The 14,771-nt window shown below is 38.7% G+C and carries 15 protein-coding genes; 8 read left to right on the top strand and 7 right to left on the bottom strand.

The features are described from left to right. Positions 1 to 84: 84 nt before the first annotated feature. From carA to proB, 5 genes are all read right to left on the bottom strand, one after another. Positions 85 to 1,218 carry a glutamine-hydrolyzing carbamoyl-phosphate synthase small subunit gene (gene carA, locus X781_RS07185; RefSeq protein ID WP_025236212.1) on the bottom strand — a complete coding sequence of 378 codons (1,134 nt, stop codon included), beginning with the start codon at positions 1,216 to 1,218 and terminating at the stop codon, positions 85 to 87. Positions 1,219 to 1,392: 174 nt separating this feature from the next. Then, positions 1,393 to 2,625 carry a multifunctional CCA addition/repair protein gene (locus X781_RS07180; protein WP_025236211.1) on the bottom strand — a complete coding sequence of 411 codons (1,233 nt, stop codon included), beginning with the start codon at positions 2,623 to 2,625 and terminating at the stop codon, positions 1,393 to 1,395. A 28-nt stretch (positions 2,626 to 2,653) separates the two neighbouring features. Next, entirely contained in the window at positions 2,654 to 3,289 is a 636-nt protein-coding gene (nth, locus tag X781_RS07175) for an endonuclease III (RefSeq protein ID WP_025236210.1), read from the bottom strand. Between the two features lie 2 nt (positions 3,290 to 3,291). Then, a complete protein-coding gene (locus tag X781_RS07170; protein ID WP_025236209.1) occupies positions 3,292 to 4,056 on the bottom strand; it encodes a TSUP family transporter in 765 nt (254 codons plus the stop codon). Beyond that, positions 4,056 to 5,147 (bottom strand): glutamate 5-kinase, encoded by a 1,092-nt coding sequence (gene proB, locus X781_RS07165; protein ID WP_025236208.1) that lies wholly within the window; start codon positions 5,145 to 5,147, stop codon positions 4,056 to 4,058. Before proB ends, X781_RS07170 begins: the two co-directional genes overlap by 1 nt. Positions 5,148 to 5,257: 110 nt before the next feature. On the opposite strand from proB, the gene folA reads away from it, so the two are divergent. Next, positions 5,258 to 5,746 (top strand): type 3 dihydrofolate reductase, encoded by a 489-nt coding sequence (gene folA, locus X781_RS07160; RefSeq protein WP_025236207.1) that lies wholly within the window; start codon positions 5,258 to 5,260, stop codon positions 5,744 to 5,746. A gap of 35 nt (positions 5,747 to 5,781) precedes the next feature. Here folA and hypT read toward each other — a convergent pair whose 3' ends face one another. Next, positions 5,782 to 6,678, bottom strand: a complete 897-nt coding sequence (hypT, locus tag X781_RS07155; RefSeq protein ID WP_038643974.1) for a hypochlorite stress DNA-binding transcriptional regulator HypT — start codon at positions 6,676 to 6,678, stop codon at positions 5,782 to 5,784. A 213-nt stretch (positions 6,679 to 6,891) separates the two neighbouring features. On the opposite strand from hypT, the gene X781_RS07150 reads away from it, so the two are divergent. From X781_RS07150 to X781_RS07140, 3 genes are all read left to right on the top strand, one after another. Then, positions 6,892 to 7,587 (top strand): aspartate/glutamate racemase family protein, encoded by a 696-nt coding sequence (locus tag X781_RS07150; protein ID WP_025236206.1) that lies wholly within the window; start codon positions 6,892 to 6,894, stop codon positions 7,585 to 7,587. 17 nt (positions 7,588 to 7,604) lie between these two features. Further along, positions 7,605 to 8,915: an anaerobic C4-dicarboxylate transporter gene (locus X781_RS07145; protein ID WP_025236205.1), complete on the top strand. Its 1,311-nt coding sequence runs from the start codon at positions 7,605 to 7,607 to the stop codon at positions 8,913 to 8,915. 259 nt (positions 8,916 to 9,174) lie between these two features. Further along, a complete protein-coding gene (locus X781_RS07140; RefSeq protein ID WP_025236204.1) occupies positions 9,175 to 9,405 on the top strand; it encodes a YgjV family protein in 231 nt (76 codons plus the stop codon). Between the two features lie 53 nt (positions 9,406 to 9,458). Here the strand turns inward: X781_RS07140 and radA are convergent, their stop codons facing one another. Then, positions 9,459 to 10,838, bottom strand: a complete 1,380-nt coding sequence (radA, locus tag X781_RS07135; protein ID WP_025236203.1) for a DNA repair protein RadA — start codon at positions 10,836 to 10,838, stop codon at positions 9,459 to 9,461. 181 nt (positions 10,839 to 11,019) lie between these two features. Between radA and ppdD the strand changes: the two genes are divergently transcribed. Genes ppdD through X781_RS07115 form a run of 4 tightly spaced genes read left to right on the top strand, consistent with a single transcriptional unit; the run spans position 11,020 to position 14,769 of the window. Beyond that, positions 11,020 to 11,508 carry a prepilin peptidase-dependent pilin gene (ppdD, locus tag X781_RS07130; protein ID WP_025236202.1) on the top strand — a complete coding sequence of 163 codons (489 nt, stop codon included), beginning with the start codon at positions 11,020 to 11,022 and terminating at the stop codon, positions 11,506 to 11,508. A 20-nt stretch (positions 11,509 to 11,528) separates the two neighbouring features. Then, complete coding sequence (locus X781_RS07125) at positions 11,529 to 12,920, top strand: GspE/PulE family protein (RefSeq protein ID WP_025236201.1); 1,392 nt, start codon at positions 11,529 to 11,531, stop codon at positions 12,918 to 12,920. Then, complete coding sequence (locus X781_RS07120) at positions 12,913 to 14,109, top strand: type II secretion system F family protein (protein ID WP_025236200.1); 1,197 nt, start codon at positions 12,913 to 12,915, stop codon at positions 14,107 to 14,109. Before X781_RS07125 ends, X781_RS07120 begins: the two co-directional genes overlap by 8 nt. Positions 14,110 to 14,112: 3 nt before the next feature. Further along, a complete protein-coding gene (locus tag X781_RS07115; RefSeq protein ID WP_025236199.1) occupies positions 14,113 to 14,769 on the top strand; it encodes a prepilin peptidase in 657 nt (218 codons plus the stop codon). Positions 14,770 to 14,771: the final 2 nt, after the last annotated feature.

Here is a 14,771-nt window from a genome sequence, read left to right as displayed (position 1 = left end):
TACAAGTGGTCAAAATCTAGAGAAATTTTGCAAATTTCCAATAAAATTCACCCGCTTGTTAAGATGGCAAGTCTTAGCTCTGTTCTATTGAGCTTTTCGCATATCCTCAATAAATTTATCGAACAAGTAGGCGACATCATTTGGACCTGGACTCGCCTCAGGGTGTCCTTGAAACGAAAATGCCGGTCGGTCTGTTAGTTCAATGCCTTGTACCGAGCCATCAAATAAGGAGCGATGAGTTACTCGTACATTGCTTGGCAAACTTGCTTCATCAACTTCAAAGCCGTGATTTTGGCTGGTAATTAATACTTTCTGGCTATCAAGATCTTGCACAGGGTGGTTCGCACCGTGATGTCCGAATGCCATTTTTTTTGTTTTTCCACCTGCGGCTAAGCCGAGTAGCTGATGTCCTAAACAGATACCAAAAATAGGTTTTTTAGTCTCGAGAAGTTTACGTATCGCAGTAATCGCATAATCACAAGGCTCAGGATCGCCCGGTCCATTAGACAGAAATACACCATCAGGGTTAAGAGCAAGTACTGCTTCAGCAGAAGTTTTAGCTGGTACTACGGTAATACGGCAGCCTCGTTCAGCAAGCATTCGTAAAATATTATATTTCGCTCCGTAGTCATAGGCTACGATATGAAATCGGGTATTGCCTTGTGGTACATAGCCTTTGCCTAGTTGCCATTCGCCTTGTGTCCATTGGTAAAGTTCTGAACAGGTTACATTTTGTGCCAGATCTTTTCCAGCCATAGAACCAAAGCTCTGTGCTAATTCAAGGGCTTTTGCTACATTTTCTTCATTGTGTTCACCTACAAAAATACAACCGGCTTGAGCTCCCTTTTCACGCAGGATACGGGTTAAACGGCGAGTATCAATCTCGGCAATAGCGACAATATTATGTTGAATTAAATAATCGGAAAGGGAAATGGAAGAACGGAAATTGCTATGTAACAGAGGGAGATCACGGATGATCAGACCAGAGGCACAAGGTTTATGTGATTCTGTATCTTCATTATTGACACCAGTATTACCAATATGTGGATAAGTTAAAGTTACAATTTGTTGTGTATATGAAGGATCAGTTAAAATTTCTTGATAACCAGTCATAGAGGTATTGAAAACCACTTCGCCGATTGAATGACCATCAGAACCAATAGATCTGCCATAAAAGACTGAGCCATCGGCAAGAACAAGAATAGCTTTTTTGTACATAGTTTACTCCTAAACTGAATTTGGGTTGGTACTTATAAGTCGCCATTAACCTATACTAGAAGTAGGCGGCTAATTGTAGTTTAGCGATTGTTTGAATGCAAGAGATAGTTCTAAAATATAACAAAGTGAATTTTTATGCAATATTTCAACATAAAAATTCAACTTAAAATTTATTTAAATTCTTCTACATCTTTTGATAGCATAAGCTCTACGCTTATTTAACTCTTCTCGAATAGCTTGTTTTTCAAAGCCCTCTTGAATAACTTGTTGAACATCTACTTCCATTGCCGCGTGATAATAACTTTTTGCCAGTTCGGCTTGTGGGTAATCTCGGTTTTCAAAGCCTAATCGCCCTTTTGCGTCAGCCTCACAAGCGAGCAGAAAATCAAAAAATCGTTTTGGTTTTCGCCAAACATCTAAAGCATTAAAGAGTTTAATAACGGTTTCAGGACGGAGTTCTGCTATTTTGTGGCAATGGGTATGGTATTCGGTTACTAAAAGAGCAAAATCTTTAACCTCTGTTGGAATTTTGAGTCGATTGGCTAAATTTCGAGTGAGTTGAATGCCTTTTACCTCGTGTCCGTAATGATGCGGGAGAATATCTGAAGAGGTTATTCCTTTTCCTAAGTCGTGGCATAGGGCAGAGAAGAGTAAAGCGGTCGGATTTTCCGCATTTTTTGCAAATCGCTTAGCCTGTTCTAATACCATTAACGTATGTATGCCAGAATCGATTTCTGGGTGATGTTGAGGAGGTTGTGGCACGCCAAAGAGTTTATCGATTTCTGGGAAAAGCACTTTTAACGCCCCAACTTGGCGTAGAACGTTGAAATAAACTTGGGGACTTGCTTCTGTAAAGGCTTTCTCTGTCTCAAGCCATATCCGCTCAGCGGTAAGGCTTTCTAGCTCACCGCTACTGGAGAGTTCTCTCATTAGAGCTAAGGTTTCATCTGCAATGGTAAAGCCCAAAGTGTAGAAACGAGCAGCAAAGCGGGCAACACGTAATACACGCAGAGGATCTTCACTAAAAGCAGGGGAGATATGGCGTAAAATTCTGTTCTCTAAGTCTTGAACACCACCATAAGGGTCAAAAATCTTCCCTGTTTTATCTTGTGCAATGGCATTAATGGTTAAATCTCGGCGGATTAAGTCTTGTTCAAGTGTAACAGTTGGCGAGAAATCACAGATGAAACCATTGTAGCCTTTGCCTTGTTTGCGTTCTTGGCGGGCTAAAGCATACTCTTCTTTAGTTTCAGGGTGGAGGAAAACAGGAAAATCAGCCCCCACTTGTTGAAAGCCTTGTGCTAATAATTGCTCTGAAGTTGCTCCCACCACTAAAAAATCTCGGTCTTTCACAGGTAAGCCGAGAAGCTGATCTCGCACCGCACCGCCAACTAAATAGATATCCATTTGCAAAACTCTCTAAAAATATGACCGCTTACATATCCGTTTTTTCTTTAAACTCGCATAAATCTTCAATAATGCACGAGCCACAACGAGGTTTACGGGCAACACAAGTGTAGCGACCGTGTAAAATCAACCAATGGTGAACATCCACTTTAAATTCATCGGGCACAACTTTAAGTAGCTTTTCTTCAACCTGTACTACATTTTTACCGGGAGCAAAATTGGTACGATTAGACACACGGAAAATATGCGTATCTACCGCAATGGTAGGGTGTCCGAAAGCGGTATTCATCACTACATTGGCGGTTTTTCTACCCACACCGGCAAGAGCTTCGAGAGCATCACGATCTTCCGGCACTTCACCGTTATGTTTTTCAATCAGATCTCGGCAGGTTTTGATAATATTTTCCGCTTTGCTGTTAAATAATCCGATCGTTTTAATATACTCTTTTAACCCATCTACACCTAAATCTAAAATTGCTTGTGGCGTATTGGCAACAAGAAATAATTTATCGGTTGCTTTGTTTACTCCTTTATCTGTTGCTTGTGCAGAAAGGATAACCGCAATCAATAATTCAAACGGATTACTGTAGTTCAGCTCCGTTGTCGGGTGCGGATTTTCGTTTCGTAAGCGAGTTAAAATTTCAACACGTTTTGCTTTATTCATTGTTAATTAAAAATTCCTTGTTCATAGAGCATTTTGGCAACCATAATAAATGACATTGTTACCAACATTGGGCGAATTAATTTTTTGCCTTTTGTCATTACCATTTTAGCACCGAGTGTGCCACCAATAAATTGCCCTACCATCATAATTAAACCGACTTTCCAGATAACAGCACCACCAATTGTAAAGAAAATAAGTGAGGCAAAGTTAGAGGTAAAGTTCATAATTTTAGCGTGCGCGACCGATTTTGATAAGTTAAAGCCGAGTAATAGGATACAGCCAAGAGTCATAAAAGAACCAGCAGCTGGTCCAAACATACCATCATAAAAACCGAATATAACGGCAGCGGTAAACGAGAAAGTAGTCAGGTTCACTCGTTGTTTACGATCTTCGTCACCAATACTTGGGCTAAATAAAAAATAGATACCAATAATTAAAATTAAAAATGGTAATAATTTTTTTAAGTACTCCACATCAATATGCTGTACAAAAATAGTGCCAGAGGTTGAGCCGATAAATGTACATAAAATAATCAGCCACATCTGTTTTATATTAACTGCTTTTTTACGGATAAAATAAAATGAGGAGGAAAATGATCCACCACAGGCTTGTAATTTATTTGTACCTAAAGCCATTGCCGGTGGCAGCCCTGCCGCCATCAATGCCGGAATAGTGAGTAAACCACCGCCGCCGGCAATTGCATCAATAAAGCCGGCAAGTATAGCAACACCAAATAAAATAGCTAAAATATCAATTCCAAGTTCCATTAATACACCACCATTTCATCACTGTGAACGGCAACCGAGCCAAATTCATAGCCCAGTAGCGATTCAATCTCTTTCGATTTTTTGCCTTTAATCCGAAGTAGTGCTTCACTGCTATAGCGAGCGATGCCGAGAGCAATTGCTTTCCCGTCTTGGTTGAAGATTTTGATCACCTCACCTCGAGTAAATTCGCCTTTGATTTCAGAAACGCCCACAGGCAACAGTGATTTATGTGCGAGCAATGCTTGTTCTGCTCCCAGATCCACCACAATTTCCCCTACTTGTGGAGCGGCAAACAGCCAGCGTTTTCTACCTTCCAAGCGGTCAGATTGCACTAAAAATTTACTACCGATGTTTTCACCATTGGCTAAATCCACCAACACATTTGGGCGAGAGCCAGAAGCGATGATAGTTTCTACGCCTGAACGGGTGGCAATATCAGCAGCGGTAATCTTGGTACTCATTCCACCCGTGCCTAAGCCGGTTGAACTGCCGCCTGCAATTTGGCGGATTTCAGGGGTGATTTTTTCAACTACCGAGAGTAATTTAGCATCTGGGTTTGAACGAGGATCGGCACTGAATAACCCTTTTTGATCAGTCAATAAATAGAGCTGATCTGCTTGTGCGAGAATTGCCACAAGAGCCGAGAGATTATCGTTATCGCCTACTTTAAATTCTTCAGTAGCGACCGCATCGTTTTCATTGATGACAGGGATAATTTTTTGAGCGAGTAGAGCATCAAGTGTATCACGAGCATTTAAAAAACGCTCACGGTCATCGAGATCCGCTCGAGTTAATAGCATTTGCCCGATGTGAATATTATAAATATCAAATAAGTTTTCCCACACACGAATAAGCTGGCTTTGCCCAACTGCCGCAAGCATTTGCTTTGAGGCTAAAGTTTTCGGTAGTTCAGGGTGCCCTAAGTAATCACGCCCTGCTGCAGCTGCACCAGAGGTTACAACAATGACCCGATGATTTTTATGAAGTTCGGCAATTTGCTTCACTAATTCCAGCATATAAGGGCGGCTTAAACTTTTTGTGCCGTGAGTGAGGGTACTCGTTCCAAATTTAATGACGATAGTTTTTGACATAACTGATTCACTTTATTTAAAAATTATACGAATAAAATTATCACTTTTAAGGTGTAAAATCACGCTTAATTTGATATAAAATCAAACCAAATTGCATAAAAGGATAGAAAATGAAAATTAGCGTAATTGTTGCCCGCACCCAAAATAAAGTCATCGGTAAAGATAACCAAATGCCGTGGCATTTACCTGTAGATTTGGCGTGGTTTCGCCAAAATACAGTAGGAAAACCAGTGATTATGGGGCGAAAAACCTATGAATCCATCGGCAGACTACTACCAAAACGCCCGAACATTATTCTTTCTCGTTCAGGTTTTGAGGTGGAAGGGGCTTATTCGGCAACATCATTGGAACAAGCGGTCGAATTAGCCAAAAGTTTTGCAAATAGCGATGAAATTATGATTATCGGTGGCGGAGAGTTATTTAAACAAGCCTTACCAACGGCAGATACGCTTTATTTAACCGAAATTCAGGCAGAAATTGAGGGCGATACCTTCTTCGAATTTGATGAAGAACATTGGCAACTTGTGGAAGAAAAATGGTCAGAAATTGATGAAAATAATTCATACTGTTGTCGTTTTATGCGATTGGAACGACATTAAGATAAAAGGGGAGAGTATCACACCCCTTTTATTAATTATCCCTTTAATAATTGAATATGCTGCAAGTTATTCCAAAAACGTTCCGCAGCATTATTTAACCGTGTATCCATTCGATAAATATACCCTTTAATTGGAATAACCAATTCACTATTATTTAATATTATCGCTTTTTTATTTTGTAACTCTTCACTAATTGCATATTCAGGCAACCAAGCGATCCCTTGTTGGTTCAGTAACATATTTTTAAGTAATTCAGACATTGATGAAATAAATTTTGTTTTAGTATTCAATTGCGGTGTTTGGGCTAATTTCCGGTTAACTAAACGTCCCATATAGGAGTTTGGCGTATAATTTAATAGGGGGATATTTTGATCTTTTAAATTAAATAATGCTTCCCCTGTAATATCTGTTGGGGAAATAGGATAGAGTTGAGATTGTAAAATTTCTAATGACATAAAAGGTGGGTGCATTAATTTCTCATCGTAGAATGAAAAAATAAAATCACTCTTTCCTTCAATAAGGGTATTTACGGTTTGATCTACATCAATAGCCTCAACAGAATAAATAAAATTCTCATTGGTTTGAGAGAGTTGTTTAATTAATTTAGGCATAATCGATAGTGATAATGAATGGGCTGCCGCAAATTTTATGTTCGGTAAATTGCAATTATGTCCTAGTAACTCATCAAGATTATCGCGTAATTGCTGTAATAAATTACGTGTTTGGGAATGGAATAATTTTCCTTGTTCGGTGAGCTGCAATGGAATAGCCGTGCGATCAAATAATTTTACTCCTACCACTTCTTCTAACGACAAAATCCGCCGACTAAATGCAGACTGTGATAAATTCCGTTTTTCTGCTGCTTGTGAAAAATGACGGCATTCCTCTAAAGTCAAAAAATCTTCCAACCATTTTGTTTCTATATTTTTCATACATCACCTAATGCAAATTTTGCATTTGAGTTCGACCAAATGCATTAAGGTTATTATTAAAATAACAATATTTTATTGATTTTAAAGCATTTTTTCCATTGATAAAATATGGTGTTGCATTTTTTGCATATTGGTTCGGTTTATTGCATTTCTTTTTCACATAGCTTGTTTGTATAACTCTTTACAGTTATTCAGTCTTATAAGGAGATATTTATGGCAAGAAATGTGATTGGTATTTTGGGGGGAATGGGACCAGCAGCAACAGCGGATATGTTTCAAAAATTTATCCGTTTAACGCCTGCTGATTGTGATCAAGCTCATATCCCTTTGTTAATTTCCTCTATTCCCGATATTCCGGATAGAACCCGTTGTATTTTGGCAAATGGTGAAGATCCTGCTTTCGTGATGGAGAAGTATATCAAAGGGCTAGAAAATGCAGGTGCTACTTGCATTATTATTGCTTGTAATACGGCTCATTACTGGTTTGAACATTTGAAAAAGAAAAGCCGAGTAGAGATGCTAAGTATGATTGACAGTACGATTAATGAAGTTGTTAAGAGAGGGAAGCAGCGGGTTGGTTTATTGGCAACTGATGCGACTTTAGCGACAGGACTTTATCAAAAGAGGATTGAAGCTCAGAGCTTAACTTTTATTCGCCCAACAGAATTAGGGCAAAAAGAGGTGATGGAAAGCATCTATTTGTTGAAGTCCGGCGAAACAGATAAAGCTACGGAATTGATGATAAAACAGCGTAATGAGTTAATTCAGCTCGGTGCTGAAGTCATTATTTTAGGTTGTACCGAAGTACCGATTATTTTGGCAAGAGAGATTGAGCAAGAGTCTGAACGCTATATTGATTCCACTTTAACGCTGGTTCGATCAGCGATTGATTGGTATCAAGCCCACTGATTTTTAAGGAGATTAAGATGATTTATGCAGAAATTTTTGTGGTACTTGCTGCTATCTATTTAGGACTTCGCTCCGGCGGTTTAGGTATTGGTTTATATGGCGGTTTAGGTTTAGCTATTTTAACCTTAGGTTTTGGTTTGCCAATGGGATCGATTCCGGTTGATGTAATGTTGATAATTATGACAGTAGTCATTGCTGCTGCCGTGCTACAAGCGGTGGGTGGTATGGATCTACTGGTGTGTTATGCTGAAGTGTTGATGCGTAAAAACCCGAAATATATCAATTTTATTGCACCGATGATTACGTGGTTAATGACAATTATGGCGGGAACAGGCTTTATTGTATTCTCCACGTTACCTGTTATTGCAGAAGTGGCAAAAGAGAGTGGGATTCGCCCATCACGAGCTTTAGCTGGAGCAGTAGTATCTTCTCAATTAGCGATTGTGGGATCACCGTTGAGTGCTGCGATGGCGGCAATGATAGCAGTTATGGAAAACAATAGTGTGACCTTTTTTCAAGTGATAGCGGTTTGTTTACCTGCTTCTTTTATTGCCTCAATAGTGGCTGCTTTTGTAGCATCTAAACAAGGGGTTGAATTACAAGATGATACTGTCTATTTAGAACGTTTAAAAGCAGGGTTGGTTAGCCCATCTAATAATTCAAGTAGCCAGTTTACAGCACGTAAAGGGGCAAAATTATCAATCGGTATTTTCTTAGCTGCAACAGTATTAGTGGTATTATTTGCAGCAGTACCCGGCCTAAAACCGGTATATGAAAGTGGCAAATCAATGAGTACTCGCGATATTATTATCGTTATGATGCTCGCATCCTCTTGCTTAATGATGTTGGCAGGTAGAATCAAACCAGATTTGATTGTCACGAGTTCCATTTTCCGTTCAGGGATGACTTCGATTGCGGTGATTATCGGTATTGTAACGCTAGGTATGACCTTTGTTGATGCTCATTTGGCTGAAATTAAAGGCTCTATCGGTGATATTTTGACACAGTACCCAATGTTACTGGCAGTCGTGCTTTTCTTTACCTGTGCATTACTTTATTCACAAGGTTCAACTTCAGCGTTGATTATTCCACTTGCAGTAAGTCTAGGAATTCCAAATTGGTCAATTCTAGCCTCTTTTATTGCCATTACCGGTATCTTTATTTTACCGACCTATCCAACGTCATTAGCCGCAATGGAGTTAGACACAACCGGTTCAACCCGTGCAGGTAAGTATGTGGTAGATCATCCATTTATGCTTCCTGCACTAGTGGGTGTACTTGTTGGGCTGGCTTTCGGATTTGTATGGGCTCCGGTAATTATTCCTTAATACATTCGTTGATAAATGGATGGCTATGATGAAATAGATTTATCAGTTTGCAAATTTTGAGTAAAAGAATACCGCTTGTAGTGATGATCTCAAGCGGTATTTTTGCATATTCTATGCCACTAACACGAAAATAATGGTTAATTAATCATCAATCAAAAAGAAAAATATGAACGCAAACCTTTGCTATTTTTAGCCTTAGATACAAATAATCGCAGACATTTTAGAATATAGGTGTTTATTTTAATTTGAGGAGACTTCAATGAACTATGTTGAAATTTTAGGCTATGTTGCAATGGTATTAGTTGCTAGTTCGTTTTTATTAAAAGATGTGATTAAACTTCGCTTAGTCAATTCATTAGGTTGTGCCTGTTTTGTGGTTTATGGTTTGCTGATTGGCTCAATTCCGGTAACAGGTTTAAATGCTTTGGTGGTTTGTATTAATTTGTATTATATTTTTAAAGGTAATAAATCCGAAGTCGCACAGGCGTAAAATTTTAGTGAAAAAAGACCGCTTATAGCCTAGCTTTAAGCGGTATTGTTATTTTATAGATTGCCAAGAATATCCAACGCATCGCTGAGTTTTTTCACGGTAAATACCTCCATATCTTTAATCGCTTTTTTGGGAGCGTTTCCGTGTGGAATAATCGCTCGCCTAAAGCCGTGTTTAGCGGCTTCGCTGATACGTTCTTGTCCGCTGGTAACAGGGCGGATTTCGCCAGCTAATCCTACTTCACCAAACACAACCAAATCTTGCGGCAAAGGGCGATTTCGGAAACTTGAAATTAACGCTAAGATCAAGGCGAGATCGGCACTGGTTTCTGTTACTTTTACGCCACCAACCACGTTCACAAAAACATCTTGATCCGACATTTGTAATCCGCCGTGTCGATGCAAAACGGCAAGTAATAGCGATAAACGGTTATGATCTAAACCGACTGCTACACGGCGAGGGTTAGCCAGCATCGAGTGATCCACCAACGCTTGAATTTCAACCAGTAATGGACGTGTCCCTTCCCAAAGCACCATTACCGAGCTACCCGGTGTTTGCTCTTCGCTACGGCTCAAGAAAATGGCAGAAGGGTTTTTAACTTCTTTCAAGCCCAGCTCTGTCATTGCAAATACGCCTAATTCATTGACCGCACCAAAGCGGTTTTTTTGGCTACGTAAGGTTCTAAAACGAGAGTCAGATTCACCTTCCAGTAATAATGAGGCATCAATAGCGTGTTCTAATACTTTTGGACCGGCAAGAGTACCATCTTTGGTAACGTGCCCAACCATAATAATTGCCACTTGGCGGGTTTTGGCATAACGAGTTAAAAACGAGGCACATTCTCGAACCTGTGAAACACTGCCGGGAGAAGATTGAATATCTGACAAGTGCATTACTTGTATAGAGTCGATCACCATAATTTTCGGCTTTTCTTGGTCGGCAATATTGCAAATATGCTCTACAGAAGTTTCAGAGAGCATTTTTAGATTTTGCGTAGGTAAACCCAAACGATTAGCACGCATTGCAACTTGTTGTAATGATTCTTCCCCTGTTACATAGAGAGTTGGGATATGTTGAGCCAATCCGCACATTACTTGTAGCAATAATGTACTTTTCCCAGCACCGGGGTGTCCGCCAATCAGAATAGCTGAACCCGGCACAACACCACCACCTAGCACACGATCCAACTCATTAAAGCCACTGCTAAAACGAGGTACTTCTTGTAGGCTAATATCGGAAAGTACCTGTACTTTGCCTGAGGTTTCGCCAGCATAGCCACTGAAGCGGTCAGATTTTGCAGCTTCTTTACTCGAAATTAATCGTACTTCGCTAATCGTATTCCAAGCCTTACATTCTTTGCATTGCCCCATCCAACGGGAATATTCTGCACCGCAATCATTACAAACATAGGCGGTTTTTGGTGCTTTTGCCATTTTTTATCCTCAATCCTCAAATTTATAGAATTCTAGCAAAAAACTGTATGGATAAACAGATGGAAATTTTATTTTTTCGATCTGCATCGAAAAATTGAAATTTGTTTATCGCAAAAATGGTAAAAAGTTTGCACACTTTCATCGCCAAGCTGTTTTGGCGTTTTATTCATAAGGAATTTATATGCAAAAAATTGTACATTTTCGACCGCTTTACACTCGTCAATTACACAAGGCGTTTACCTTAATTGAGTTGATGATCGTGATTGCTATTATTGCCATTCTTGCAACCATTGCAATTCCGTCCTACAACTCTTATACGCAAAAAGCGGCGTTATCGGAGCTGTTGCGGGCTTCGGCTTCTTATAAATCAGATGTTGAGCTGTGTATTTATAATAGTAATGGGCTGGATAATTGCTCCGGTGGTACAAATGGTATTCAAGCCAATAAAACGAGTATTAATGAAACCAAATATCTTAATTCGATTACTGTGAATAAAGGCGTGATTACTGTAACAGGGAAAGGCTCGCTTGATGGATATAGCTATACATTAACTCCTTCAATTCCAAAAAATAATACTACTATTAGTTGGTCTACAAGCTGTAAAGGGAGCGATACAAGCTTATTCCCTGCAGGCTTTTGTAATACCGCATCAGCTGCATCAAACGACTAATTTATCTTGAGGAAATCAAAATGGAGTATACTGTTACCGATTTAGCCAACCAAGAAATGATTGAAATTTCGAGCGAGCAGTGGCAGAAAAATTGCAATGAAAAACAGATTTTATTGCGATATTTGGCTGTGCCACTGCAAGAAACACAATCTCAATTATGGTTGGCGGTAGACGATATGCAAAATATCAGTGCTTGTGAGATTTTTGCCTTTATCTACCATAAACAGATTGAGCCTGTTTTGATTTCCTCCGATGAATTGAAGTTTCTGCTCAATTCCCTTTCACCCGAACAGAGTAGCTTTCAGAGTGAAATTTATGAGGATAATGTAGCGTATTCATTAGCACATTCGGAGCAAATAGACAGAAATGATCCGATTATCCAAATTTTAGATAATCTGTTTAAATTTTGTTTAAAAAATAATGCTTCAGATATTCATCTTGAACCGCAAAAAGAGAAATTACTCATTCGGCTGAGAATTGATGGCGTGCTGCATATTTATAAAACACTCCCACAAAGTTTATCGAGTAGACTGATTTCTCGCATTAAATTATTGGCTAAATTAGATATTAGTGAAACCCGTTTACCACAAGATGGGCAATTTCACTTCAAAACAATTTTAGCGGAAACCTTAGATTTCCGAGTTTCAACTTTACCTACCCATTTGGGTGAAAAAGTTGTCCTTCGGCTTCAAAAGAACAAACCAACGAATTTGGATTTTCTGGAGCTAGGCTTTAACCAAAACCAAAAAGAAAAATTACTCAATGCACTTAACCAACCTCAAGGATTAATTTTAGTAACAGGTCCAACAGGGAGCGGAAAAAGTATCACTTTATATAGTGCATTAAGCCATCTCAATACTAGCGAAAAGCATATATTAACGGCAGAAGATCCGATTGAAATTGAGATAGAAGGTATTATTCAAACCCAAGTAAACAGGGGCATTAATCTTGATTTCAGCCAACTGTTGAGAACCTTTCTCCGTCAAGACCCCGACATCATTATGCTTGGGGAAATTCGTGATGAAGAGAGTGCGGAAATTGCCTTGAGAGCAGCTCAAACAGGGCATTTAGTGCTTTCAACATTACATACCAATGATGCTCCTTCTGCGATAGAGCGATTATTGCAACTCGGGATAAAAGAATACGAGCTGAAAAATGCGTTGTTGCTTGTGGTAGCTCAACGTTTATTAAGGCGAACTTGCACAAAATGTGGTGGCATCGGTTGCGAAAATTGCTATCAAGGCTACAAAGGAAGAATTGGGGTGTATCAACTATTCAGCCGATCTGCAAAAAATTTTGAAAAAACGACCGCTTGTTTGGATTTTGAAACCTTAGCTGAAAGTGCGAAAGAAAAATTAGCGGAAGGAAAAACCAATCAGGCAGAAATTTTGAGGGTGTTAGGAAATGGCTAAAATTTATGAATTTCATTGGAAAGCGGTGGATCGTTTCCAACAAAAGCGTAAAGGCAGGCTATTATCTTCAAGCCGAGAAGAGCTTGAAAGCACATTACTTGCAAAAGGTTATGAGCAAATTCGAGTTAGCCGAAACTTTGTTTTTTCGCAAAATCCGAAAAAAGAGGAAATCAGCCAATTTTTATCCCAACTGGCATTGTTAGTGAATTCTGCCGTTCCGTTAAAGCAAGCCTTAGTAATGATTTTACAAAACTGTCGAAATATTAAGCTTCATCTATGGCTAAGCGAGCTTATTCAACTCATTGAAAGTGGTTATGCTTTTTCACAATCATTAGAACGGCTCAATAAATTTATCGCTAACCAAGAAATTCAACTAATTAAAATGGGCGAGCAGAGCGGAAAACTTGGTTTGATTTTAACCAACTTAGCACAGAGCAGAGTTAAATCAGATAAACTGGCTAAAAAAGTCAAGAAAATCCTGTTTTACCCTGCAATTGTACTGTTTATCTCGCTATCTCTTTCTATCGGGCTTTTAGTATTTATCGTGCCACAATTTGCCGAGCTTTATGGTACAAAAGCACAATCTTTACCACTGATTACCGACATTTTATTTTCTCTTTCTCGATGTTTGATTGAGCAGAAAAACCTTTTATTCACTTTATTATTACTAGCGGTCATTTTTTTCTTATTTTTTGCAAAAAGAGGGAATTGGGGGACGAAATTGAAACTTAGGTTATTATCTAAACTCCCTATTTTTAGGCAAATTATAGAACAAGCACGAATAGTCTTTTTTAGCCAAAATATTGCATTAATGTTGAATGCTCATATTCCGTTAGATGTCGCATTAAAATCATTTTTATCCGAAAAAAGCGATGACCCTATATTACAAAAAGAGGTTGAGTTTATGCTTAATCTTTTGCAGCAGGGTTATAAATTTTCGCAAGGCATTAACCCAAATGTATTTGGCTTAGATATGCCACAAATGATCGAAATAGGCGAGCGGAGCGGCAATGTTGCTAAAATGTGTGAGCATATTAGCGAGATATACCAACAAAAACTGGATTATCAAATTGATATTCTCTCCCAGCTATTAGAACCAATGCTGATGTTACTAATGGGCGTGATTGTCGGCACGATTATTGTCGGGCTATACTTACCGATTTTTGATATGGGAAGTTTAGTGGAGTAATTTATGTGGCTTTTACTTTCCATTTTATCCGCATTTTGGTTTAAAGCGGAAATCCCAAGATTTGCGACACGAATAAACCAGCAAATTTATCAAGAAATGATTTCAATCAATCAGCTTAAGTTAAGCGAGCAGGAATTTATTGCACAATCTGCGTTAAAACCTCAGCAAACAAAATGGGCAAACCTCTTTTTTCTGCTTTTTCCACTTATTATGTATTGTTCGGAAAATCCGACTATTGGCGTAATTTTTATTCTACTTTGTTTTCTCTCCCTTTTAGATATTTGCTATTACCTGACAGATACTCGCTATATCGGGCTTATTTTTCTACTTGTTTTATGGAAAGGATTAAATAATTTCCATAATGAGACTTTACTATTTACCTTTTTACTTTGCCTATTCATAGCTCTTTTCTCCTCTCTTATTTTTAAAAAAGAAACATTTGGCTCTGGTGATATGTTGTTATTGCTAGCTTTATCTCCCTTATTTGATGTAGAAAAAATGTTATTGCTGATATTAATTGCCTGTTTGCTAGGTATTTTTTACTATTTTGCTTATTGGTGGATAAAAAAGCAAAACTTAGAAAAGTTGGCATTTATTCCGTTTATGAGTTTGGCGATGAGCATTGTTGTAACGCTTGAAAGCAGGGGGATTAATTACTAGAA

Origin of the sequence: Mannheimia sp. USDA-ARS-USMARC-1261 (assembly GCF_000521605.1) — a bacterium.
Classification (GTDB): Bacteria; Pseudomonadota; Gammaproteobacteria; order Enterobacterales; family Pasteurellaceae; genus Mannheimia; species Mannheimia indoligenes.
This window is presented reverse-complemented; position numbering and strand designations above follow the sequence as displayed.